Genomic DNA, 23,695 nt, shown 5'->3' on the forward strand with positions numbered 1-23,695 from the left:
TATTCCATGAAATTGGAAGATATTCAAAATCCTCATTTTTTAAAAACTTATGAGACTGAAGAATTAAACAAAATTGCAAGTGATATCCGTTCCTTTCTAATTGAAAGACTTTCAGTTACTGGAGGGCATTTAGGACCAAACTTAGGGGTCGTAGAACTGACTCTTGCCCTTCACAAAGTATTTGATAGTCCGAAAGATAAAATTATTTGGGATGTTGGGCATCAAGCTTACGTGCATAAAATCCTTACAGGAAGAGCTGCACAATTTGATACATTAAGACAGCATAAAGGGCTATGTGGATTTCCAAAACGGATCGAAAGTGAACATGATGTATGGGAAACGGGTCATAGCTCCACTTCTCTTTCTGCAGCAATGGGTATGGCTGTTGCGCGGGATTTAAAGAAGTCAGATGATAAAGTCATTGCTGTAATTGGTGATGGAGCACTTACGGGCGGGATGGCCCTAGAAGCACTAAACCACATTGGGCATGAGAAAAAGGATTTAATCGTTGTATTAAATGATAACGAAATGTCAATAGCGCCAAACGTAGGTGCCCTTCATAATGTTCTTGGACGAATGAGAACAGCAAGAAAGTACAACAAAGCCAAGGATGAATTGGAATCATTGATTCGTAAAATCCCTGCTTTCGGCGGAAAGCTCGCATCAACAGCAGAGCGAGTAAAAGACAGCTTGAAATACTTGCTGGTCTCTGGAATGTTCTTTGAAGAACTCGGCTATACGTATCTGGGACCTGTTGATGGACATGATTTGGATGATTTAATTGATAATCTGAAATATGCCAAAAAGACAAAAGGACCAGTTATCATTCACGTTCTAACAAAAAAAGGCAAGGGCTACGAGCCGGCGGAACTTGATAAAAATGACAGCTGGCATGGTGTTGGTCCATATAAAATTGAGTCGGGTCAACAGATTAAGCCAAAGCAAGTCGGTCCTTCTTATAGTGGGGTTGTAAGTAAAACGCTTGAAAAAATTTCTGAGAAAGATGAGCGCGTAGTCGTCATTACACCAGCAATGACGATAGGATCTAAGCTCGTGGATTATGGGAAAGCTTTTCCTGAAAGATTATTTGATGTCGGAATAGCAGAACAGCATGCAACAACAATGGCTGCAGGTTTAGCAACCCAAAACATGAAGCCTGTTTTATCGATTTACTCAACTTTTTTACAAAGAGGATATGACCAAGTAGTTCATGATGTTGCAAGACAAAATCTGAACGTCTTATTTACCATTGACCGCTCTGGTTTAGTAGGCGCAGATGGTGAAACACATCAAGGAGTATTTGATATTGCCTTCTTACGCCATATTCCAAATATGGTATTGATGATGGGTAAAGATGAAAACGAACTGCAGAACATGGTTTATTCTGCATTAAAATATGATGATGGCCCTATTGCTATACGATTTCCTCGAGGAAATGGAATAGGTGTTCCTATGGATGAAGAATTTGAAGATATTCCGATCGGCTCATGGGAAGTTCTTAAAGAGGGCGATGATGTTGCTATCCTGACATTTGGAACAACGATACCGATGGCGCTGGAAGCTTGGGAAATACTTGCGAAATCTGGAATTTCAGCTCGTGTTATTAACGCTCGTTTTATTAAACCGCTTGATACAAAAATGCTGAATTTATTGTATGCGGAAAACATGCCGATTTTAACTCTTGAGGAAGCTGTGCTGCAAGGTGGGTTTGGAAGCGCAGTACTTGAACATGCATCAGATCATCATGCAAATGCTATAATCGACCGTATGGGTATTCCAGATTGCTTTATTGAACATGGAAGCGTCACAAAGCTTCTTGAAGAGATTGGTTTAACAACGCCAGATATTGTAGATCGCGTAAAATCTCTCATGAAGAGAAAGACAGAGAAAGGCCTTTTTACATGAAAAAAGAACGAGTAGATGTTCTGCTTGTGAATCGCGGATTATGTGAAACGAGAGAAAAAGCGAAGAGATCTGTTATGGCAGGACTCGTTTTTTCCGGCACATCACGATTAGACAAGCCTGGTGAAAAAATTGAATTCGATGCACCATTGCATGTAAAAGGGGATGTTATTCCTTACGTTGGAAGAGGCGGCTTGAAGCTTGAAAAAGCATTGAAGGTATTTTCTTTTGATGTAAAAGACAAAATCGGTATGGATATAGGGGCATCAACAGGCGGATTTACGGATTGCGCCCTTCAAAACGGAGCCAGCTATATTTATGCGATCGATGTAGGATACAATCAATTAGCTTGGAAACTAAGAAATGATTCACGTGTTGCAGTAATGGAAAGAACAAACTTTCGTTATGTTACACCCGACGAGCTGACAAACGGTACTCCTAAGTTTGCAACAATAGATGTTTCTTTTATTTCTCTGCGGATCATCCTGCCTGTTCTAGCGCAGATAATGGATCAAGGTGAGGTGATTGCACTAATAAAACCTCAGTTTGAGGCAGGTAGAGAAGAAGTTGGGAAAAAGGGCATTGTAAGAGATGAGAAAGTGCATGCAAGAGTTATCTCTGAGATTGTTGAATATGCAAAAGCAAATGGAATAAATCCTATAGACTTATCTTATTCGCCTATTACTGGCGGCGACGGCAACATAGAATTTTTGCTTCATGGTGAAGTAAATAAAGAAGAACGAACAGCGATGACTGATGAAAAGATCTCACAAGTTGTTCGTGAAGCTCATGATACATTCAAAAAGGAGCGGGGATAATTCCTCGCTCCTTCTTTGTGTTTCTTTTTTTCTAAATGCTGTTTTCTAAAAGTTTGTTGCTTTTATGTTATTTTCCTAAAAGGCTTCAATTACAGGTTGATTGGAGTGTAAGATGTGAGACTCCTCGAAAATGAAAGTCACATTTTCTTCGTGTGATGTTTATGCTGCCGAAGCCTTCCTTGTCCTGCGGGATAGGCGGGCAGGTGAGACACTTATACGTGAAACGTTTGAATGTGGCTCACCGCTTGCCCCGCGGAAAGCGAACATCCTGAAACGGAGATCAACCACTGACTAGAGCAACAAAGTGGAAAGGAAATTTACATCCTTTGCACAATAGTATAAGATAAAGGCAGAATGTGACAGTGTGAAAATTGAGGTGGAATTACAGGTGAATAAAGGACAACGACATATTAAGATTCGTGAAATGATTGCAAACCATGATATAGAGACGCAAGATGATCTTGTTGATTTGCTGAAAAATGCAAACTTTAATGTTACTCAGGCAACAGTTTCTCGCGATATTAAAGAATTGCATCTTGTTAAAGTTCCGATGATGGATGGCAGATATAAATATAGTCTCCCTGCAGATCAGCGGTTTAACCCGCTTCAAAAGCTCAGAAGAACGCTGACAGACAGTTTTATAAGTATCGATCATGCAGACCATTTGATTATTATGAAAACACTGCCTGGGAATGCGAATGCAATTGGTGCTTTAATTGATAAACTGGATTGGGAAGAATTAATGGGAACGATTTGCGGTGACGATACAATATTGATTATTTGCCGTTCCAAAGATGTAAGTGAAGATATCTCACAGCGTTTCTTAGATATGCTGTAAAATTTTTTAATAAGGTGTGATGTATTTGCTGGCAGAATTAAGTATTCGTAATTTTGCTATAATTGATGAATTGAGTGTGTCATTTAATAAAGGTCTTACCGTACTAACTGGTGAAACAGGTGCAGGAAAATCCATAATTATTGATGCGATCGGTCTTTTGATCGGTGGTAGAGGCTCAACTGAATTTGTCCGTTATGGAACACCGAAAGCGGAAATTGAAGGTTTGTTTCATATCCATTCTGAACATCGTGTTTATGAGAAATGCAGCGAAGTTGGAATAAATATTACTGATGAGATGGTTGTTTTAAAAAGGGATATTACCGATAGCGGGAAGAGTATATGCAGAGTAAATGGAAAGCTTGTAACACTGTCCATTTTAAAAGAAATAGGACAAGCTTTAGTTGATATTCATGGGCAGCATGAGACACAGTATTTAATGCAGCCTGATAAACATCTATTTTTGTTAGACAGTTTTGGCGATCGGGATTTTAAAGAAGATTTAGTTAAATACGAAAATGCATTTAAGGAATTTAAAGACATTAATAAGCAATTATCTGAACTATCGAGAAATGAACAAGAAATCGCTCAGCGGATCGATCTTTTAGAATATCAGTTAGAAGAGATAACAGGAGCCAATTTATTAACGGATGAAGATGATAAACTGGAAGATGAAAAAAAGATGCTTTCAAATTTCGAGAGTATCCACGACCATCTTCAAGATGCTTATTACAGTTTATATGGAGAAGGAAAAGGACTTGAGCTGGTTTCTAAAGCACTGGAAGAATTTTCGCAAGTTGCTGCTTTAGATGAGTCATTAAAAACAGATGAGGAGCAGTTCGGAAGCAGTTACTATGTTCTTGAGGAGCTCACTTACAAGATACGTGATATGTTTGATTCTTTAGAATATAATCCAGATCGGCTTAACAATATTGAAATGCGATTAGATGAAATAAGCAAGCTGAAACGAAAATATGGGAATTCTGTTAAAGAAATCATTCTTTACGGTGAAAAGATTTCTAAAGAACTTCAACTTATTCAAAATAAAGACAATCATATTGAGGAACTTAAGAGCAAACAGATAAAAGTTCTTTCTAAGTTAACTGTCTCTGGAAAGAAGTTAACAAAAAAACGTACAGAAACTGCAAAAAAATTAAAAAATTCGATTCAGCAGCAGCTGAAAGAACTCTACATGGAAAAAACTGAATTTGAGGTAATCATCAGTCATGTTGATGAGAATCAATTTTTAAAAACAGGAATGGATAATGTTGAATTTTATATTTCCCCCAACCAGGGAGAACCACTGAAGCCTTTATCCAAAGTAGCTTCCGGCGGAGAATTGTCACGTGTGATTTTAGCTTTGAAAACCATTTTTTCTGAAAAACAGGGCATAACTGCAATCATATTTGATGAGGTAGATACGGGTGTTAGCGGCAGAGTAGCACAAGCAATTGCCGAGAAAATTTATCGAGTATCAGTTGGATCTCAAGTTTTATGTATCAGCCACCTTCCACAAGTTGCAGCGATGGCAGACACACATCTTCATATTACTAAAACTGCTGCACAAGGCAGAACTGTTACGAAAGTACTTTCACTAAAAACGGAAGAAAAGGTAAATGAAATAGGAAGAATGATATCAGGCGTTGAAATAACAGACTTAACAAAACAACATGCAAAAGAACTTCTCCATCTGGCCGAATCCATAAAAAAATCATCTTAATTATTCAAGAAAAGCTATCCATTTAAGGAATAGCTTTTTCTTTTTTATCGGTTATAATCTTATCCTCCGTAGGCTAAATTAAAGGTACAGCCATGGTGAGGGTGTGAGCTAGGAGCGAGGAGAGTGAAAGATGTATAAGGATTTTCTTCGGCGAATGATTGGCGTTATTCTCCTTGGGAGCTTAATGGGGATCGGTTTTTTATCTCCAATACAAGATTATGTTAAAATGCCTGATTCAGTAACAGTTTTTAAAGGGCAGCATTTAAAACAAACGATTCCTGCAGGTACTGCATTTCAGCAAGAAAACAGGGAATTATATACAACTGAGATCAAAAGTTCGAAAGTCGTTTCGATTAAAGCCAAGAAATATGGTGATAATATGGCAACTCTCGAAGCATCAAATTTTCCAATTAAAAAAATGAACGTAAAAGTATTATCTGAATTTAAGGTAATACCAGGCGGACAATCGATTGGTGTAAAATTAAATACACTCGGAGTACTAATTGTTGGTCATCACCTAGTTAATACAGCAGAAGGTAAAAGATCACCTGGGGAAATAGCTGATATTAAAATCGGAGATATCATTACAAAAATAAATGGTAAATCTATTCAGAAAATGGGTGATGTCAGTCCGTTTGTAAGAGAATCTGGGGAATCGAGTCAACCATTAGACGTTACCATAATCAGAAATGGAAAAACAATGCATAAGGCGCTTATTCCTCTTCAAGATAAAAATGATCGTTCTTACCGTATTGGGTTATATATAAGAGACTCAGCAGCCGGCGTTGGCACATTAACGTTTTATGATCCTTCTTCTTATAAGTATGGTGCATTAGGACATGTAATATCAGATATGGATACCAAACAGCCAATAAAGGTGAATAAAGGAGAAATATTAGGATCTACAGTAACTTCGATCGAAAAAGGGTCAAATGGTCATCCGGGGGAAAAATTAGCAAGATTTTCTGATGATCAAAAGATTCTAGGTGACATCAATAAAAACAGCCCCTTTGGAATCTTCGGAACCTTAAACCAAAAGCTTACGAATGGAAGCTGGAATAAACCTTTGCCGATTGCTCTTTCGGATCAAGTAAAAGAGGGTCCGGCAAAAATATTAACTGTAGTTGACGGTTCGAAAGTTAGAGAATTTGATGTGGATGTAGTAAGTTCAGTTCCTCAGAAATTTCCTGCAACAAAAGGAATGGTAATAAAAATAACAGATCCTGAGTTGTTAAAAATAACAGGTGGAATTGTGCAAGGGATGAGCGGCAGTCCCATTATCCAAAACGGAAGAATTATTGGTGCGGTTACCCATGTGTTTGTGAATGATCCAACTTCCGGATATGGGGTCCATATTGAATGGATGCTGGACGAGGCAGGTATTAATATTTATGAGGAAAAAAAACAGGCGAGCTAAAATCAGCCTGTTTTTTATTTTTTTAGACATTCCCAAGAAAATTTTGTATAATAAAGGATATAAAGAAAATTCGACAAACGTCATTCTCTACATATCAATAACTGTCGAAATCGAAAGTAAAATGGAGAAAACAGCTTTTTCTACAGCAAATATAAAATAATTTTAAAAAATTTACAACAAAATAAAGGGATTTACGATTAATTGTTGAAATCTTACATTGGGAAAAACAAGAAATTGTTGGATGGGGAGGAAATAATGGTGCAAAACATTAAAGTATGTTTAGCTGATGATAACCGCGAGTTAATTAGTTTATTGAGGGAATATCTCTCAAGCCAAGATGATATGGATGTAATTGGTGTAGCTTATAATGGTCAGGAGTGCTTATCTGTTTTAGAAGGAAAAAATCCTGATGTACTCGTACTTGATATTATCATGCCGCACTTAGATGGTTTAGCTGTATTGGAGAAAATTAGATCCAGTGATGATCTGCCTCAACCTAATGTAATTATGCTTACAGCATTCGGACAGGAAGATGTAACGAAGAAGGCTGTGGATCTTGGTGCTTCTTACTTTATCCTTAAACCTTTTGATATGGAAAATTTAGCAAACCAGATTCGTCAGATTTGCGGATCCGAAAAATCCAGCGTTAAACGTGCATCAAACAATGTTCGCAGCAATTTCCAAACAATTAATAAACCGCGTAACTTAGACGCAAGTATCACAAGTATTATTCATGAAATCGGAGTGCCTGCACATATTAAAGGATATATGTATTTACGCGAAGCCATTTCAATGGTTTACAACGACATTGAACTTCTAGGTTCGATAACGAAAGTCTTGTACCCGGACATTGCTAAGAAATTCAACACTACATCTAGCCGTGTTGAACGAGCAATCCGTCATGCGATAGAAGTTGCATGGAGCAGAGGGAACATCGACAGTATTTCATCGCTATTTGGCTACACGGTTTCCATGTCTAAAGCGAAACCAACGAATTCAGAGTTCATCGCAATGGTCGCTGATAAATTAAGAATCGAACACAAGGCTGGCTGATTTGCCTTCAAATAAATTAAATTAAATTAAAAATGACTTGTATGATCAATAAGATCAGCAAGTCATTTTTTTTTGAACTTTAATTGTACTTTATTTCTCTTTCTATCCCGATAGAATATAAATCCTCCAACAAAAGAAAGTCCTGCAGCAAAACTTAGAAAACCTGCTAAAAACTGAAGCCAAAGAGCAGGAAATGGAAATTGCAAAACACCAAATAAAGTATCTCTCATCCATTTAATCCCCATAACAGCCATAACTCCAGGTATTAATACAATGATTAAAGCGATGTATCGACTCATACCGTCATCTCCCTTACCGTCTCCATTGTACATAAAGTTTATTTTATTGTCGATTAATTTTGAGTTTGCAAACCCTTTCATGCTAAGGTATGATTAATGTATGAAGAATTTTGCATACAAAATAAACAATCTATTTATTTGGAGGGTTGATGTTGCAAAGGGTTATATTAGTAGTAAATCATGATGAAGCATTCCAGCTGCTCCAATTAATACGATCTTCTGATGTTTTTAAGACTGTCGGTCTTTTTGTATCAGACGATCAGATTGCAGATACATATTCATTCGATAATGTACAAACTTTCACCTTATCATCCATACCTGATATTGATGCTGAGTTTTTGGTTTATTCACATCTGAATAAAGAGACGGCAGATCAGTTAAATAAACACTTCCCTGCTTCTTGTATGATTACAGCCGATCAGTTTAATGGATTGTTAAACCATATGGAATCTGTGTCACTTAAAAATAAAAACGGCAGTTTGCATCAATTGAAAACGGTATTAGATAACACTCATGATGGAATGATTGTTATCAATAATCGTTTAGAGATCACAATTTTTAATAAAAGTGCCGAAAAAATGACAGGTATATCTAAAGAAGAAGCGATAGGGAAATCAATACTTAAGGTAATGCCGAATAGTCAGCTGCCCCGTGTTCTGGATTCGGGAATCGAAGAAATTAATCAGGAACAAATATTAGAAAACGGTACTAAGATTTTTACGACACGAACACCAATATTTGACCAGAATTCAAAAGTTCTCGGTTCATTTGCCGTTTTTAAAGACATAACTGAAATTGTAAATTTGGCCGAAGAAGTTACAAATTTGAAGAGTATTCAAAGTATGCTTACTTCTATCATCCAGTCATCAGAAGAAGCAATTTCTGTGGTGGATGAACAAGGCAAAGGGATATTAATTAATCCTGCTTACACAAGACTTACTGGATATACTGCTGAACAAGTGATTGGAAAGCCCGCAACTACTGATATTTCTGAAGGCGAGAGTATTCATATGCAAGTACTCAAAACGAGAAAGCCAATTAGAGGTGCGCGTTTAAAGGTAGGTCCCAGCCGAAAAGACGTAATTGTGAATGTAGCGCCGATGATTGTGGATGGGCTGATTAAAGGGAGTGTCGGTGTTATCCTTGATGTATCTGAGATAAAAGGGTTAACTGAGGAATTGTATCGTGCCCGTCAAATCATCCGTACGCTTGAAGCAAAATATTCATTTGAAGATATTATTGGTGAATCTGAGGAAATGAAGTTTGCGGTTGATCAAGGCAAACTAGCTGCCTCCACTCCTGCTACAGTACTTCTTAGAGGAGAGTCTGGAACTGGAAAAGAACTTTTTGCACATGCCATACATAATGCAAGTGATAGGAAGTTCAATAAGTTTGTCAGGGTGAACTGCGCAGCTCTATCAGAGTCTTTATTGGAAAGTGAACTTTTTGGTTATGTTGAAGGTGCTTTTTCAGGTGCTTTAAGAGGCGGTAAAAGAGGATTATTTGAAGAGGCAAACGGAGGCAGTATTTTTTTAGATGAAGTTGGAGAACTTTCACAGAATACACAAGCTAAATTATTGAGGGTACTGCAGGAAAATGAAATTCGCCGTGTGGGAGGTACAAAGGCAATTCCGATTAATGTCCGGGTTATCGCTGCGACAAATGTTAACCTTGAAAAGATGATAGCGGAGAGTACTTTCCGACAAGATCTTTATTACCGGCTTAACAGAATGCCTATCTATATTCCACCGCTTCGTTTGAGAAATAATGATATTTTATTATTAGCCAAGCATTTATTGCAGAAACTAAATCAAGATTATGGACGAAATATTGAAGTGATCAATAAAGATGCTGAAGAGTTTTTGCTCGATTATCATTGGCCGGGAAATGTTCGTGAACTTGAAAATATATTGGGACGTGCAATTATACACATGAGTCATACAGATACCCAAATTAATAGAAGTCATATTTCACTGCTGTCCAATAATCATAACAAACCCAATTCTGCTTCTATAAAAGTTATGGATTCCCTTATTTCTGAAAAGTCTTTAACGGATAGAATGGATGAATTTGAAAAAGGTCTTTTAATAGAAGCTTTAAAAACATTTGATGGGAACAAAACGAGAGCAGCTAAATCTTTAGGGATTTCACTGCGTAATTTTTATTATAAGTTAGAAAAATTCGGTGTTGATGAAAAAGCGCGCAAATAATTTCATGAAAAAAGTTGCATGGTGTATGCAAGAAGTTTCATGAAATAAAAAGTGAAATATGCAGATTCCCGTTTTCTAGTTTTGGCACGAAACTTGCATATAAGTAATGCTGTTATTGAGGGGGGATAAAATGCGTTTGGAACACTTGGTTAGCCAAGCCGAAAATCAGAAAATTAAACCAGTCATCGCTGTGGCGGAAGCTGGCGATCAAGAAGTGATGGAAAGTGTTTTTAAAGCTTATAAAGATGGCTTAGCTCATTTTATACTTTTTGGAGATGAGGAAAAAATTTCAGAATGGTTAAACGAAAGAAATGAATCTACTCCTGGTATAAAAGTTGTATCAACTGAAAAAGCCGCTAAAAATGCTGTGAAAGCTGTCCATGACGGAGATGCTGATATCCTGATGAAAGGCCTCGTGCCCACTTCTGTTCTTTTAAAAGAAGTATTAAATAAAGAATATGGTCTTAGAACAGGCAAAGTATTATCACATGTCGCCGCTTTTGAAATTGAAGGCTATGAAAGGCTGATATTTATTACTGATGCTGCGATGAATATCGAGCCAGACCTCAATCAAAAAGCGCAAATACTGCAAAATGCTATAAATTTTGTTTTGCAAACAGGTGTTGAACACCCGAAGGCTGCGGTCTTAACGGCAGTAGAAAATGTAAACCCTGCCATGCAGGCAACATTGGATGCCGCAAGCCTTACAATAATGAATGCCCGTGGGCAAATTACAGGTGGAATGGTTGAAGGACCGCTGGCACTCGATAACGCAATTTCCAAAGAAGCTGCATCGCATAAGGGGATCTCTGGAAATGTTGCAGGTGCTGCTGATATCCTGCTCGTTCCGACAATTGAAACAGGCAATGTTTTATATAAATCACTTATTTATTTTGCCCGTGCGAAAGTCGGAGCAGTTCTATGCGGTGCTAAAGCGCCGATTGTACTGACTTCCAGAGCGGATTCATCGGAAAGTAAATATTACTCGATAGCATTAGCTGTTAAATCAGTCATCACTGATAAAAAACTTTAGGAGGCAACAAAAATGGAACTTTTTAAATATATGGAGACTTACGACTACGAACAATTGGTGATTTGCCAAGATAAACAATCCGGCCTTAAAGCTATTATTTGTATTCATGATACTACATTAGGACCTGCCCTTGGCGGAACGAGAATGTGGACATACGATTCAGAAGATGCAGCGATTGAAGATGCACTGAGACTTGCTAGAGGGATGACTTATAAAAATGCAGCAGCTGGACTCAATTTAGGCGGTGGGAAAACCGTTATTATCGGTGATCCGAAAAAGGATAAAAACGAAGAAATGTTCCGTGCATTCGGACGCTATATTCAAGGGTTGAACGGGCGCTACATCACAGCAGAAGATGTTGGAACTACAGTTGAAGATATGGATTTGATTTATCAAGAAACACCATTTGTAACTGGTGTATCCCCTGCGTTTGGATCAAGTGGAAATCCTTCGCCTGTAACTGCTTACGGAGTATACCGCGGTATGAAAGCTGCTGCGAAAGAAGCATTTGGAACGGATTCACTAGAAGGTAAAGTGATCGCTGTTCAAGGTGTAGGACATGTTGCTTATACGTTATGCAAACACCTTCATGAAGAAGGAGCTTCATTAATTGTTACAGATATCAACAAGGAAGCTGTTCAGCGTGCAGTTGAAGATTTTGGTGCTAAAGCTGTCGAAATTGACGACATCTACAGTGTAGATTGTGATATTTTCGCTCCTTGTGCACTTGGTGCGATTATTAATGATTCAACAATTTCACAAATTAAAGCGAAAGTTGTAGCAGGGGCTGCTAATAACCAACTTAAAGAAACAAGACACGGAGATGCATTACATGAGATGGGTATCGTTTATGCTCCTGATTATGTTATTAACGCAGGTGGCGTTATTAATGTTGCAGATGAACTTAACGGATACAATCGTGATCGAGCAATGAAGAAAGTAGAAACAATCTACGATAATATTGCAAGCGTTATTGAAATTTCTAAGCGTGATAACATCCCGACATATCTTGCTGCTGACCGTTTAGCAGAAGAGCGTATTGAACGTAATAGAAATTCAAGAAGTCAATTTTTATTAAACGAACGACATATCCTGTCTAGCAGAACTCGTTAATAGAGTTTTGCAAATGGAGGTTTGAAACGTGCATCAAAAAGAATTTCGCATACTAGTGATTAATCCGGGCTCAACCTCTACCAAGATTGGTATTTTTGATAATGAAAGACCGGTTTTTGAAAAAACAATTCGTCATGATACAGAGACCATACACCAATTTGAGTCGGTTATCGATCAATATTCATTTAGGAAAGAAACTATACTTGAAACACTTGATTATGAGGGAATTAATATTTCTAAGTTAAGTTGTGTAGTTGGACGCGGCGGTTTGCTACGGCCGATTGAAGGCGGAACATATGATGTTAATGCTGCCATGCTAGAGGATTTAAAGACTGGTTATGCAGGTGAGCATGCCTCTAATCTTGGAGGTATACTTGCCTATGAAATAGCAGAAGGTCTTAATATTCCATCTTTTATAGTCGACCCCGTTGTTGTAGATGAAATGGATGAGATTGCACGTATTTCAGGTGTTCCTGAAATGGAGCGTAAAAGTATTTTTCATGCTCTTAATCAGAAAGCAGTGGCAAGAAGAGTCTCAAAAATGCTCGGTAAATCTTATGAGTCATTGCGTCTTATTGTTGTTCACATGGGTGGAGGAATAACGGTAGGCGTGCACAAGGATGGAAGAGTAATTGATGTTAACAATGGTCTTCACGGTGAGGGTCCGTTTTCTCCAGAGCGTGCAGGAACTGTACCAATCGGTGATTTAGTCTCAATGTGTTTTTCAGGAGAGTACTACGCTGATGAAGTGATGAAAAAACTTGTCGGACAAGGCGGACTAGTTGCTTACCTTGGAACAAATGATGCTCGGACAGTAGAAGAAATGATTGAAAGCGGCAACGAGAAAGCTGATCTTATTTATAACGCGATGGCTTACCAAGTTGCGAAAGAAATCGGTTCTGCAAGTGCGGTATTATATGGACGAGTGGACGCGATAATTCTTACAGGCGGCTTAGCTTTTGGAAAAGACTTTGTCAAAAAAATTACAGATCGTGTTGAATGGATTTCAGATTGTATTATTCAGCCGGGTGAAAATGAGCTTCAAGCATTGGCGGAAGGCGGACTTCGTGTTCTAAGAAATGAAGAACAAGCGAAAGAATATCCCGGAGCGAAAGCATCTATAGGATTGCAGCTGGATTAGCAGCAAAAAAGGAGATATGAGCGATGTCAAAAGATTTTGATTTGGTCATATTGGGTGGAGGAACTGGCGGCTATGTAGCCGCCATCCGTGCAGCCCAATTAGGAAAAACTGTAGCTGTCGTTGAAAAAGGAAAACTAGGCGGAACATGTTTACATAGAGGTTGTATCCCTAGTAAAGCCTTGCTTAGAAGTGCTGAAGTGTATAAGACAGCTAAAAAAGCAGCTGATTTCGGAGTTGAAATTGAAGGGCTAGGTCTTAATTTTACAAAAATGCAGGAACGCAAACAATCCATTGTTAATCAATTGCATATGGGTGTTCAAGGTTTAATGAAAAAAGGGAAGATTGAAGTTTATGAGGGAATGGGCCGTATTCTTGGACCGTCTATCTTTTCACCAATGCCTGGAACGGTTTCAGTTGAATTTAACGATGGAACAGAAAACGAAATTCTTATTCCTCAGAATGTCATTATTGCTACAGGTTCTAGACCTCGTTCTTTGCCAGGATTAGAAATTGACGGTACGTTTGTAATGTCGAGTGATGAAGCATTAGAAATGGAATCATTGCCAAGTTCGATAATTATTGTCGGCGGTGGTGTCATTGGTATTGAGTGGGCTTCAATGCTAAACGATCTTGGTGTGGACGTAACTGTATTGGAATATGCTGACCGTATTGTACCAACTGAAGATGAAGATATTTCTAAAGAGGCTGCTCGTGTGTTAAAGAAAAAAGGAATTAAATTAGTCACTTCTGCCAAAGTTCTTCCTGACACGTTAGAAAAGGGAAATGGCGTTATGATTTCTGCAGAACATAAAGGGGAAACAAAACAATTCTCTGCAGAAAAAATGCTCGTATCTGTCGGCAGACAAGCAAACACTGAAGGAATCGGATTAGAGAACACAACCATAAAAATTGAAAACGGATACATTTTAACGAACGAATATTTTCAGACAGCTGAAAGCCACATTTATGCAATAGGCGATGTTATCGGAGGGCTTCAATTAGCACATGTTGCCTCGCATGAAGGTATAAATGCAGTAGAGCATCTAAACAACATGAAAGTTGAACCTATTAACTATACAAACATTTCAAAATGTATATATTCCAGCCCTGAAATGGCGAGTGTCGGTTTAACAGAAAATCAAGCAAAAGATCAAGGGTTCAATGTTAAAGTGGGAAAATTCCCATTTAAAGCAATCGGAAAAGCACTAGTATATGGTGAAAGTGATGGATTTGTAAAAATCATTGCGAATAAAGACAATGATGATTTACTAGGGGTTCATATGATCGGACCGCATGTGACGGATATGATTTCTGAAGCTGGACTCGCAAAAGTGCTCGATGCTACACCTTGGGAGATCGCACTTACAATTCACCCTCATCCATCTTTATCTGAAGTATTTGGTGAAGCAGCTCTAGCTGTTGAAGGAAAAGCAATTCATTTTTAAGGGGGTTAAACCAATGACAGAAACACGTCATGAACAATTAGGCTTATCAAATGAAGATGTAATTCATATGTATAGAACGATGCTGATGGCACGTAAAATTGATGAGCGCATGTGGTTATTAAACCGTGCAGGAAAAATTCCATTCGTTATTTCTTGTCAAGGACAAGAAGCAGCTCAAGTTGGGGCTGCAATGGCATTGGATAATGAGAAAGATTATGTACTGCCCTATTACCGTGACATGGGTGTTGTATTGCAATTTGGTATGACAGCGAAAGATTTAATGCTATCTGGATTTGCAAAAGCTGAAGATCCAAACAGCGGCGGACGTCAAATGCCTGGTCACTTTGGGTCTAAAAAACTCCGTATCGCAACCGGTTCTTCGCCAGTAACAACACAAGTTCCACATGCTGTAGGAATCGCACTAGGCGGAGTGATGGAAGGAAAAGATCTTGTAACGTTTACGACGTTTGGTGAAGGGTCTTCTAACCAAGGAGATTTCCACGAAGGAGCAAACTTTGCTTCTGTTCATAAATTGCCTGTTATCTTTATGTGCGAAAATAACAAATACGCTATTTCTGTACCGATTTCTAAGCAATTAGCTTGTAAGAATGTTTCAGATCGTGCCATCGGATATGGTATGCCAGGGGTTACAGTTGATGGAAATGATCCGTTAGCTGTATATGAAGCGGTAAAGGAAGCTGCAGACCGCGCAAGACGAGGCGAAGGACCTTCATTAATCGAAACGGTTGCTTATCGTCTTACACCTCACTCTTCTGATGATGATGATCGTGCATACAGAACTCGTGAAGAAGTTGAAGAAGCGAAAGCAAAAGACCCAATTCACACATTTGCTGTTTACTTAAAAGAAAACGGAATCATGTCTGAAGAGTTAGAAAAGCAAATGATTGAAGAGATTCAAAAAGAAGTAGATGAAGCTACGGACTATGCAGAGAACGCAAAATATGCTGATCCTGAAAGCGCGCTTCTTCATGTTTACGCAGAGTAAAGGGGGAAATATTAAATGCCGGTAATTTCATATATTGATGCAGTAACACAAGCTATCCGCGAAGAAATGCAGCGTGATAAGCGAGTATTTGTTGTAGGAGAAGATGTTGGTGTACGCGGAGGAGTTTTCCGTGCAACTACTGGTTTAATTGAAGAGTTTGGTGAGCAAAGAGTAATTGATGCTCCTTTAGCAGAATCTGCTATTGCGGGCGTAGGGATCGGTGCTGCAATGTATGGTATGCGTCCGATCGCTGAGATGCAATTTGCTGATTTTATTATGCCAGCGGTAAACCAAATTGTATCAGAAGCAGCAAAAATCCGTTATCGTTCCAACAACGATTGGACTTGCCCGATTACGATCCGTGCACCTTATGGCGGAGGCGTACATGGTGCACTTTATCATTCACAATCTGTAGAAGCTTTATTTGCGAATGTACCTGGTTTGAAAATTGTTATGCCTTCCACTCCTTATGATGTAAAAGGCTTATTAAAATCCGCGATTCGCGATGAAGACCCTGTTCTTTTCTTCGAGCATAAACGTGCTTACCGATTGATAAAAGGTGAAGTACCTGAAGAAGAGTACACATTGCCGATCGGTAAAGCAGACGTGAAGCGTGAAGGTGATGATATTACTGTAATTACATATGGACTTTGTGTTCATTTTGCACTTCAGGCTGCTGAAAAGCTTGAAAAAGACGGGATCTCTGCTCATGTTCTAGATCTTCGTACGGTATATCCGCTTGATAAAGAAGCAATTATTGAAGCAGCTTCTAAAACAGGTAAAGTATTGCTTCTTACCGAGGATAACAAAGAAGGAAGTATCATGAGTGAAGTAGCAGCAATTATTGCTGAAAATTGCTTGTTTGAATTGGATGCTCCGATTCAGCGTCTTGCTGGTCCTGATGTTCCAGCAATGCCTTATGCACCTACAATGGAAAAATATTTTATGGTTAATCCTGATAAGGTAGAAAAAGCGATGAGAGATCTAGCGGCATTTTAACATAAAGGAGGGAACGTAAATGGCTACAGAAAAAATTACAATGCCCCAGCTCGGGGAGAGTGTTACAGAAGGAACGATCAGTAAATGGCTGGTTCAACCTGGTGATACAGTAAAAAAATATGATCCTTTAGCTGAAGTCATGACAGATAAAGTGAACGCGGAAGTTCCATCTTCTTTTAGCGGTACAATTAAAGAATTAGTTGCTGGCGAAGGAGACACTCTTTCTGTCGGAGAATTAATCTGTTATATCGATACAGAAGGAAGCGGAGAAGATGCAGCATCACCTGCTTCTGCTGAAAAAAAAGCAGAACATACGGATAATGCGCCATCAGTGGCTGATAAACCAGCTTCTGCTCCTAAAAAAGATCAAGAGGCAAGAGGACGTTATTCTCCAGCAGTAGTGCGAATGGCATCTGAACACGGGATTGATTTAAATCTTGTTGAAGGTACTGGTCAAAGCGGAAGAATCACAAGAAAAGATCTGCAAAAGCTCATAGATTCTGGTGAAATACCAACATCCGATTCTAAAACTGTTTCAGCTCCAACAGGTGAAACAGCTGCTGCAGCGAAACAAGAAACAGTTCAGCCAAAAGAAACTTCTACTGGGTTAAAACCGATCTCAGTGGAAGCTATGCCTGGCGATATTGAAATCCCTGTTACAGGAATTCGTAAAGCAATCGCACAAAACATGGTACGTTCTAAACATGAAGCTCCACATGCCTGGACGATGGTTGAAGTGGATGTAACAAACCTTGTTGAGTATCGTAACTCTGTTAAAGGTGATTTTAAATCAAAAGAAGGATACAACATTACGTTCTTGCCATTCTTCATTAAAGCGGTTGTTGAATCATTAAAAGAGTTTCCGCAGCTGAATTCAATGTGGGCTGGAGATAAAATCATCCAAAAGAAAGATATCAATATTTCAATTGCTGTTGCGACCGATGACGCTCTTTATGTTCCGGTTATTAAGAATGCGGATGAAAAATCGATAAAAGGCATTGCTCGTGATGTAAAAGAGCTAGCTGATAAAGTGAGAACGAACAAACTTTCTGGTGATGATATGAAGAACGGTACATTTACTGTAAACAATACAGGATCATTTGGCTCCGTTATGTCAACACCTATCATTAATTACCCGCAAGCAGCGATTCTTTCTGTTGAATCGATTGTAAAACGTCCTGTTGTAATGAACAACGGTATGATTGCAGTAAGGGACATGGTTAATCTTTGTTTGTCACTGGACCATCGTGTGCTTGATGGACTTGTTTGTGGACGTTTCCTTGCTCGTGTGAAAGAGCGTCTTGAAAATATGACAAATGAAAACACATCTATTTATTAAAAAGTGGTTTAGTTGGGTTTAATACGGGGTAGAGATTATCAGCAACACCTCCAAACCCCATAACCCCCTAAGAAAAATGCCGTATAATAGTGGCATTTTTCTTTTTTATATATCCATAATTGAGTACAATATAAAAGAAAGGAGCTGAATGAAATGAACTTTCAATTTAATTTATTCAACGATGTAGTAGAAACGGCTCGTAAAGAAATGGTGGAATCTGGTTATTCACAGCTTTTTAGTTCAGAAGACGTAAAAGAAGCTTTCCAAAAAGAAGGAACAACACTTGTTATGATTAATTCCGTATGTGGTTGTGCGGGAGGAATTGCACGACCGGCGGCTGCATATTCTGTTAAACAGGACGTACGACCTGATCATATCGTAACGGTATTCGCAGGGCAAGATAAAGATGCAACTGAAACAGCAAGGTCCTATTTTACAGGCTATCCTCCTTCATCACCTTCGTTTGCTCTCTTAAAAGATGGGGAAATTCAAATGATGGTTGAGCGTCATGAGATCGAAGGACACGAACCAATGGAAGTAGTAAATAAATTAAGAAGCGCATTTGAAACTTATTGTAAGTAAAATGATCATAAAGCTTAAGCTGGCTCGTTCGGGAGATTTGCTCCCTTAATGAGCCAGCTTATTATTTTTCCGTTTTTTCTTTTCTATCCTGTTCATTAATGCATGAGTGCAGTATTTTAAAACCTTGCCGTACAGCCCAAATATGAGAACGATGAAATAAGATTTTCTCTGCTTCCTTAATATCCATCCAAACGAGTTCATGATCCTTATCCACTGGTGATCGTACAAATTCACCAAATGTACCCGCGTAAAAGCAGCCCTCATTCAAAATAGATTCATTTTGACGGGATTGAAAATATTGCTTGGCATTTCCTATAAGGTTTTCAATATTCAACGTATATCCTGTTTCTTCAATACATTCTCTTTTTAAGCATTCCATATGGCTCTCATGCTCATTTAACCCGCCACCGGGCAAGAAACCTTTATCGTTATGTATCATGACTGCCAATTTGCTTGTTTGTTTATCCAAAACGACTGCATAAACAGCTTTTCTATTTCTATAGAATGTACCTGGGTTTTTCTCTCCAAATTCCATATTGAGCACTCCTTTTTTTGAATAAAAATACATTCAGAATTATCAAAAAACTTATTTTTGGGCTTTTTTGTGTTAAAATTCATTTTGGTGAATAAATATAATGATTTTATAAGGAGATATAAACGATGAAGAAAAATTTCTTAATGATATATTTTATCATAATTATTGCAATGTTAGCGGGCTGCGGTGCTGTTGAAGATAAAGGCGCATCGAACAGCAGTGGTGGAGATGAGTCTGGAAAAAAACTGATCATGGCAACTTCTGCTGATTATCCGCCATATGAATTTGTAGATACAGCTAAAGGTGGAGAAGTTCAAGGGTTTGATGTTGATGTAGCCAACCACATTGCTAAAAAGCTGGGCTATAAAATTGAAATTAAAGATATGGATTTCAATGGTTTAATTCCGGCAATTAACAGCGGAAAGGCAGACTTTGTTCTTGCTGGCATGACACCAAACGAAGAAAGAAAGAAAAAAGTAGACTTTTCTGATGAGTATTATGCAGCTCAACAGTTAATCGTTACAAAAGACAAGTCAATCAAGTCGGTTAATGACCTTAAAGGTAAAACACTTGGTGTCCAATTGGCTTCTATCCAAGAAAAAGAAGCAGACAAACTATTAAAGGAACAAAAGTTTAATGTTGTAAAACGCAATAAAGTAACTGAATTAGTTCAAGAAATGAAATCAAATCGAGTTGATGCTGCGATTATTGAAGATGCAGTTGCATATGAATTTTTAAAGAAAAATAAAGAGTTAAGCTCTTTTGCATTGCCAAACACAGATGCTGCTGGATCAGCGATTGCTTTTCCTAAAGACAGTGAACTAACAAATGAATTTAATAAAGAGCTTAAGAAGATGAAAGAAGACGGAACGATGGACAAGCTTGTTGAAAAGTGGTTCGGAGTGAAAAAATAAGTAAAGAAAGAGAGTGATAGGCATGAACTTGGATTTTGCCCAGCTCGTGCCTTCTATTCCTTATATTTTGTATGGAATATGGGTTACGTTGCAGTTTGTGGCTGTTTCATTAGTTCTAGGTTTTTTATTGGGAACAATCTTATCTTTTTTTAAGATTGGTAAAGTACGTGTTTTACGCTGGTTTGCAGATGCGTATACTTCTGTTTTTAGAGGAACACCCCTCATTTTACAGATGCTGATTATCTATTATGCAATTCCGCAATTAACGGGTGTTGATATTGGGGCATTCACGGCTGGTGTGCTGACATTCGCATTAAATTCGGCTGCGTATGTTTCTGAAATTATTCGTGCAGGAATCAATGCAGTAGATAAAGGTCAAAAAGAAGCCGCGATGGCTTTGGGCATTCCTTATCGAACAATGATGTTGAAAATTATCTTGCCGCAGGCACTGAAAAATATTTTGCCGGCTCTAATGAACGAATTTATTACGTTAACGAAAGAATCTGCGATCGTTTCTGTAATTGGTGCGCTAGATATCATGAGACGTGCACAGATTGTCGGAGCAAGCAACTATGCGTTCTTTGAACCATTATTACTCGCAGGTCTGATTTATTATCTCTTAGTTATGCTCTTAACAATAGCTGGGCGTGGATTGGAAAGGAGGTTAGCAAAGAGTGATTAATGTTGAAAATTTAAGAAAAAGTTTTGGTAAAAACGAAGTCTTAAAAGGGATTACAACAAAGGTGAATAAAGGTGAAGTTATTGCTGTTATCGGACCTTCAGGATCAGGTAAATCAACTTTTCTCCGATGCTTGAATCTGCTTGAATCGAGAAATGAAGGTACCATCACGATTGAAGGAACAGACATTCAGCAGATGGAAACACATCTGCGTAAAAAAGTAGGAATGGTTTTTCAGCACTTTCATCTTTTTCCGCACTTAACGGTTTTGGAAAATATCACTTTTGCTCCTCTCCAAGTGTTAAAAAAGACAAAGAAAGAGGCAGAACAGATTGGGCTCGACTTACTAAATAAAGTAGGTCTTGGTGAAAAAGCTCAAGCATATCCATCAAGTCTTTCAGGAGGACAAAAACAGCGTGTAGCAATAGCGAGAGCGCTCGCTATGAATCCGGAAATCATGCTGTTTGATGAACCGACTTCAGCGCTTGATCCTGAAATGGTAAAAGAAGTACTTCAAGTTATGAAGGATCTTGCTAAAACAGGTATGACGATGGTTATTGTTACACATGAGATGGGTTTTGCAAAAGAAGTGGCTGATCGGGTTTTATTCATGGATGACGGTCAGCTGGTGGAAGATTCAGCTCCGCAAGTGTTTTTCGAGAATCCAACTACCGAAAGAGCTAAAGCCTTTTTAGAAAAAGTGTTATAATGACAGTGAGGACTTCAATTGAGGTCCTCTTTTTCATATTCATAAAAGACATTAAAGTCCATGGAAATGGGAAAAGATGAAGATAGAACTCTGAAAGCAGGCGTCAATCTATGAAATTTACTATTGGATACAGAACGTTAAAAACTGCGATTGGTGCTGGATTAGCCATTGCGTTGGCAGAATGGCTGAAGCTCGATTTCTATACCTCAGCAGGTATCTTAACTATTTTATGCATAAAAATAACAAAAAAGCGATCTGTCATTAGTTCTTGGGAACGGTTTGCTGCATGTCTTCTGGGCATCCTTTTTGCGTCTTTCTTCTTTACGATCATCGGCTATCATTTTTATACGCTAACTATTCTATTAACTTTATTTATCCCGACTCTTGTAGCTTTTAACTTTAAAGAAGGTATCATTACAAGTTCTGTAATTATTTTACATCTATATACTCTGCAAACTATTAGCTGGTCGATCGTACTAAACGAGGTTGGAATAATTGTAATCGGTATTGGAATGGGACTGATCATGAACCTGTATATGCCATCTATGGAAAAGACACTATTAGCGATGCAGCAGGAATTGGAAATGAAATACAAAAAGATTTTTCAAGAATTTTACTTGTATCTATCGCATGACGTGCATGAATGGGATGGCAAGGAAATAACGGAGGTTGCAAATTTGATTTCACATGCAAAAAGCCTTGCATTCCGTGATGTTGAAAACCACTTTTTACGATATGAAAATCAGTACTATCATTATTTTAAAATGAGAGAAAAACAATTTGAGATCATTCAGCGTATGCTTCCAAATATATCTTCTATTGATAAAACGTATTTACAGGGTGAAAAGCTTGGTGCTTTTTTCGAACGATTAGGTGCTGCGATTCATCCAGGAAACACAGCTGCCTATTTTTTGAATGAATTAAATAATATGAGGCAGGAATTCAGAGAAATGCATCTGCCGAAGGACCGATTAGAATTTGAGACGCGTTCCAAACTGTATCAGCTCCTTCAGGATATTGAAGAATATCTACTCATTAAAAAGAAATTCAAAAAAAATGATCTTGATCGTGATGAGCCTGCCTGAAATTTCAAATACTAATGAAAAAAGTCAGGGTGAACTCACATGCTGAAGATAAATCTTGCATGCCTTTTATTTTTTTCTCCTTTATGGCCGCTTGGAAATGCTGAAAAGCTTGGAGATCCATTTATTATTGTCAATAAAATGAACAATAAATTAGCTTATATAGAAGAGGGAAAAGTGAAGGGCGTTTATAAAGTCGCAACCGGAAAATCGAATGATTTAACTCCTGAGGGAGAATTCACGGTAACTGTTAAAGCGGTTGATCCTTATTATCGGAAAAAAGATATTGAAGGCGGTGATAAATCCAACCCTCTCGGAACCCGCTGGATTGGATTTGACGCCAAAAATACAGATGGGCGTACATATGGGATACACGGAAACAATAATCCTTCTGCTATAGGAAGATTCGTAACAGCTGGCTGTATCCGAATGTATGAAAAGGACGTTCAGAAGTTATTTGCACATATTCAAATCGGAACAAAAATTAATGTAATTGATTCAAGAGAAAGCTTTCAACAGTATCTAGACGCGTTGAAAAATCAATAATGAGGAAAAATACTCGTAAAGTTGTTAACGGGAGCATTATCCCACAAGACAATCCAACAAACGAAGAGTGCAATCCAATAAACGCAATGTTCGTCCAGCTAAAGTAATAAAAAAGGATGGCTTAGGAGTAAACACTCTCAAACCATCCTTTTCTTTTATCTCATATTAAAAAAACAAGCTTACTCCAGCGAGAAGGCTGCTTACAACTAGTGAAATAAGCATGATGTAGACAATGGTTTTCATTAATTTTTGAGACACGGTTATTCCCCTCCTATTACATTCCAATCCAATTGTAACGTGTTTAAAAGTGATAAACAA

The 23,695-nt window shown here is 38.1% G+C and carries 23 protein-coding genes; 20 read left to right on the forward strand and 3 right to left on the reverse strand.

Going from position 1 to position 23,695, the window contains the following annotated elements; genetic code table 11:
* The first annotated feature begins 6 nt into the window (after nt 1-6).
* From dxs to spo0A, 6 genes are all read left to right on the forward strand, one after another.
* Complete coding sequence (gene dxs / locus RGB74_RS08015) at nt 7-1,905, forward strand: 1-deoxy-D-xylulose-5-phosphate synthase (protein WP_310762456.1); 1,899 nt, start codon at nt 7-9, stop codon at nt 1,903-1,905.
* Nucleotides 1,902-2,720 carry a TlyA family RNA methyltransferase gene (locus tag RGB74_RS08020; RefSeq protein WP_310762457.1) on the forward strand — a complete coding sequence of 273 codons (819 nt, stop codon included), beginning with the start codon at nt 1,902-1,904 and terminating at the stop codon, nt 2,718-2,720. The genes dxs and RGB74_RS08020 overlap by 4 nt, the downstream gene beginning before the upstream one ends.
* A 388-nt stretch (nt 2,721-3,108) precedes the next feature.
* A complete protein-coding gene (gene ahrC / locus RGB74_RS08025; protein ID WP_310762458.1) occupies nt 3,109-3,558 on the forward strand; it encodes a transcriptional regulator AhrC/ArgR in 450 nt (149 codons plus the stop codon).
* Nucleotides 3,559-3,583: 25 nt separating this feature from the next.
* Nucleotides 3,584-5,275, forward strand: a complete 1,692-nt coding sequence (gene recN, locus RGB74_RS08030) for a DNA repair protein RecN (protein ID WP_310762459.1) — start codon at nt 3,584-3,586, stop codon at nt 5,273-5,275.
* A gap of 130 nt (nt 5,276-5,405) precedes the next feature.
* Complete coding sequence (gene spoIVB, locus RGB74_RS08035; protein WP_310762460.1) at nt 5,406-6,692, forward strand: SpoIVB peptidase; 1,287 nt, start codon at nt 5,406-5,408, stop codon at nt 6,690-6,692.
* Between the two features lie 258 nt (nt 6,693-6,950).
* Nucleotides 6,951-7,745 (forward strand): sporulation transcription factor Spo0A, encoded by a 795-nt coding sequence (gene spo0A, locus RGB74_RS08040; RefSeq protein ID WP_310762821.1) that lies wholly within the window; start codon nt 6,951-6,953, stop codon nt 7,743-7,745.
* Between the two features lie 62 nt (nt 7,746-7,807).
* Here spo0A and RGB74_RS08045 read toward each other — a convergent pair whose 3' ends face one another.
* Nucleotides 7,808-8,044 (reverse strand): DUF2627 domain-containing protein, encoded by a 237-nt coding sequence (locus RGB74_RS08045; RefSeq protein WP_310762461.1) that lies wholly within the window; start codon nt 8,042-8,044, stop codon nt 7,808-7,810.
* A gap of 149 nt (nt 8,045-8,193) precedes the next feature.
* On the opposite strand from RGB74_RS08045, the gene RGB74_RS08050 reads away from it, so the two are divergent.
* From RGB74_RS08050 to RGB74_RS08090, 9 genes are all read left to right on the forward strand, one after another.
* On the forward strand, nt 8,194-10,254 hold the full coding sequence (locus tag RGB74_RS08050) for a sigma-54-dependent Fis family transcriptional regulator (RefSeq protein ID WP_310762462.1): 2,061 nt from the start codon (nt 8,194-8,196) through the stop codon (nt 10,252-10,254).
* Nucleotides 10,255-10,384: 130 nt separating this feature from the next.
* On the forward strand, nt 10,385-11,287 hold the full coding sequence (gene yqiS, locus RGB74_RS08055) for a phosphate butyryltransferase (RefSeq protein WP_310762463.1): 903 nt from the start codon (nt 10,385-10,387) through the stop codon (nt 11,285-11,287).
* Between the two features lie 12 nt (nt 11,288-11,299).
* Nucleotides 11,300-12,400: a branched-chain amino acid dehydrogenase gene (bcd, locus tag RGB74_RS08060; RefSeq protein WP_310762464.1), complete on the forward strand. Its 1,101-nt coding sequence runs from the start codon at nt 11,300-11,302 to the stop codon at nt 12,398-12,400.
* 28 nt (nt 12,401-12,428) lie between these two features.
* A complete protein-coding gene (gene buk / locus RGB74_RS08065; RefSeq protein ID WP_310762465.1) occupies nt 12,429-13,541 on the forward strand; it encodes a butyrate kinase in 1,113 nt (370 codons plus the stop codon).
* 23 nt (nt 13,542-13,564) lie between these two features.
* The gene (gene lpdA, locus RGB74_RS08070) at nt 13,565-14,986 is read left to right on the forward strand and encodes a dihydrolipoyl dehydrogenase (protein WP_310762466.1); all 1,422 of its coding nucleotides are present in this window, start codon (nt 13,565-13,567) and stop codon (nt 14,984-14,986) included.
* A gap of 13 nt (nt 14,987-14,999) precedes the next feature.
* Nucleotides 15,000-15,992, forward strand: a complete 993-nt coding sequence (locus RGB74_RS08075; RefSeq protein ID WP_310762467.1) for a thiamine pyrophosphate-dependent dehydrogenase E1 component subunit alpha — start codon at nt 15,000-15,002, stop codon at nt 15,990-15,992.
* A 15-nt stretch (nt 15,993-16,007) separates the two neighbouring features.
* Nucleotides 16,008-16,991, forward strand: a complete 984-nt coding sequence (locus RGB74_RS08080; RefSeq protein WP_310762468.1) for an alpha-ketoacid dehydrogenase subunit beta — start codon at nt 16,008-16,010, stop codon at nt 16,989-16,991.
* A gap of 19 nt (nt 16,992-17,010) precedes the next feature.
* Nucleotides 17,011-18,330 carry a dihydrolipoamide acetyltransferase family protein gene (locus RGB74_RS08085; RefSeq protein ID WP_310762469.1) on the forward strand — a complete coding sequence of 440 codons (1,320 nt, stop codon included), beginning with the start codon at nt 17,011-17,013 and terminating at the stop codon, nt 18,328-18,330.
* Between the two features lie 153 nt (nt 18,331-18,483).
* Entirely contained in the window at nt 18,484-18,912 is a 429-nt protein-coding gene (locus tag RGB74_RS08090; RefSeq protein WP_310762470.1) for a BrxA/BrxB family bacilliredoxin, read from the forward strand.
* A 61-nt stretch (nt 18,913-18,973) separates the two neighbouring features.
* Here the strand turns inward: RGB74_RS08090 and RGB74_RS08095 are convergent, their stop codons facing one another.
* On the reverse strand, nt 18,974-19,447 hold the full coding sequence (locus tag RGB74_RS08095; RefSeq protein WP_310762471.1) for an NUDIX domain-containing protein: 474 nt from the start codon (nt 19,445-19,447) through the stop codon (nt 18,974-18,976).
* A gap of 125 nt (nt 19,448-19,572) precedes the next feature.
* Between RGB74_RS08095 and RGB74_RS08100 the strand changes: the two genes are divergently transcribed.
* The 5 genes from RGB74_RS08100 (at nt 19,573) to RGB74_RS08120 (ending at nt 23,377) form a co-directional block, all read left to right on the forward strand.
* Entirely contained in the window at nt 19,573-20,361 is a 789-nt protein-coding gene (locus tag RGB74_RS08100; RefSeq protein WP_310762472.1) for a transporter substrate-binding domain-containing protein, read from the forward strand.
* A gap of 22 nt (nt 20,362-20,383) precedes the next feature.
* Nucleotides 20,384-21,043, forward strand: coding sequence for an amino acid ABC transporter permease (locus RGB74_RS08105; RefSeq protein ID WP_310762473.1), 660 nt, complete (start codon nt 20,384-20,386; stop codon nt 21,041-21,043).
* Nucleotides 21,036-21,749: an amino acid ABC transporter ATP-binding protein gene (locus tag RGB74_RS08110; RefSeq protein WP_310762474.1), complete on the forward strand. Its 714-nt coding sequence runs from the start codon at nt 21,036-21,038 to the stop codon at nt 21,747-21,749. Before RGB74_RS08105 ends, RGB74_RS08110 begins: the two co-directional genes overlap by 8 nt.
* Nucleotides 21,750-21,859: 110 nt before the next feature.
* Entirely contained in the window at nt 21,860-22,834 is a 975-nt protein-coding gene (locus RGB74_RS08115; RefSeq protein WP_310762475.1) for an aromatic acid exporter family protein, read from the forward strand.
* Nucleotides 22,835-22,873: 39 nt separating this feature from the next.
* The gene (locus RGB74_RS08120) at nt 22,874-23,377 is read left to right on the forward strand and encodes a L,D-transpeptidase (RefSeq protein WP_310762476.1); all 504 of its coding nucleotides are present in this window, start codon (nt 22,874-22,876) and stop codon (nt 23,375-23,377) included.
* Nucleotides 23,378-23,542: 165 nt separating this feature from the next.
* Here the strand turns inward: RGB74_RS08120 and prli42 are convergent, their stop codons facing one another.
* Nucleotides 23,543-23,635 carry a stressosome-associated protein Prli42 gene (gene prli42 / locus RGB74_RS08125; protein ID WP_310762477.1) on the reverse strand — a complete coding sequence of 31 codons (93 nt, stop codon included), beginning with the start codon at nt 23,633-23,635 and terminating at the stop codon, nt 23,543-23,545.
* Nucleotides 23,636-23,695 lie beyond the last annotated feature (60 nt).

Origin of the sequence: Bacillus sp. NEB1478 (genome assembly GCF_031582965.1) — a bacterium.
In the GTDB taxonomy this organism is placed as follows: domain Bacteria; phylum Bacillota; class Bacilli; order Bacillales; family Fictibacillaceae; genus Fictibacillus.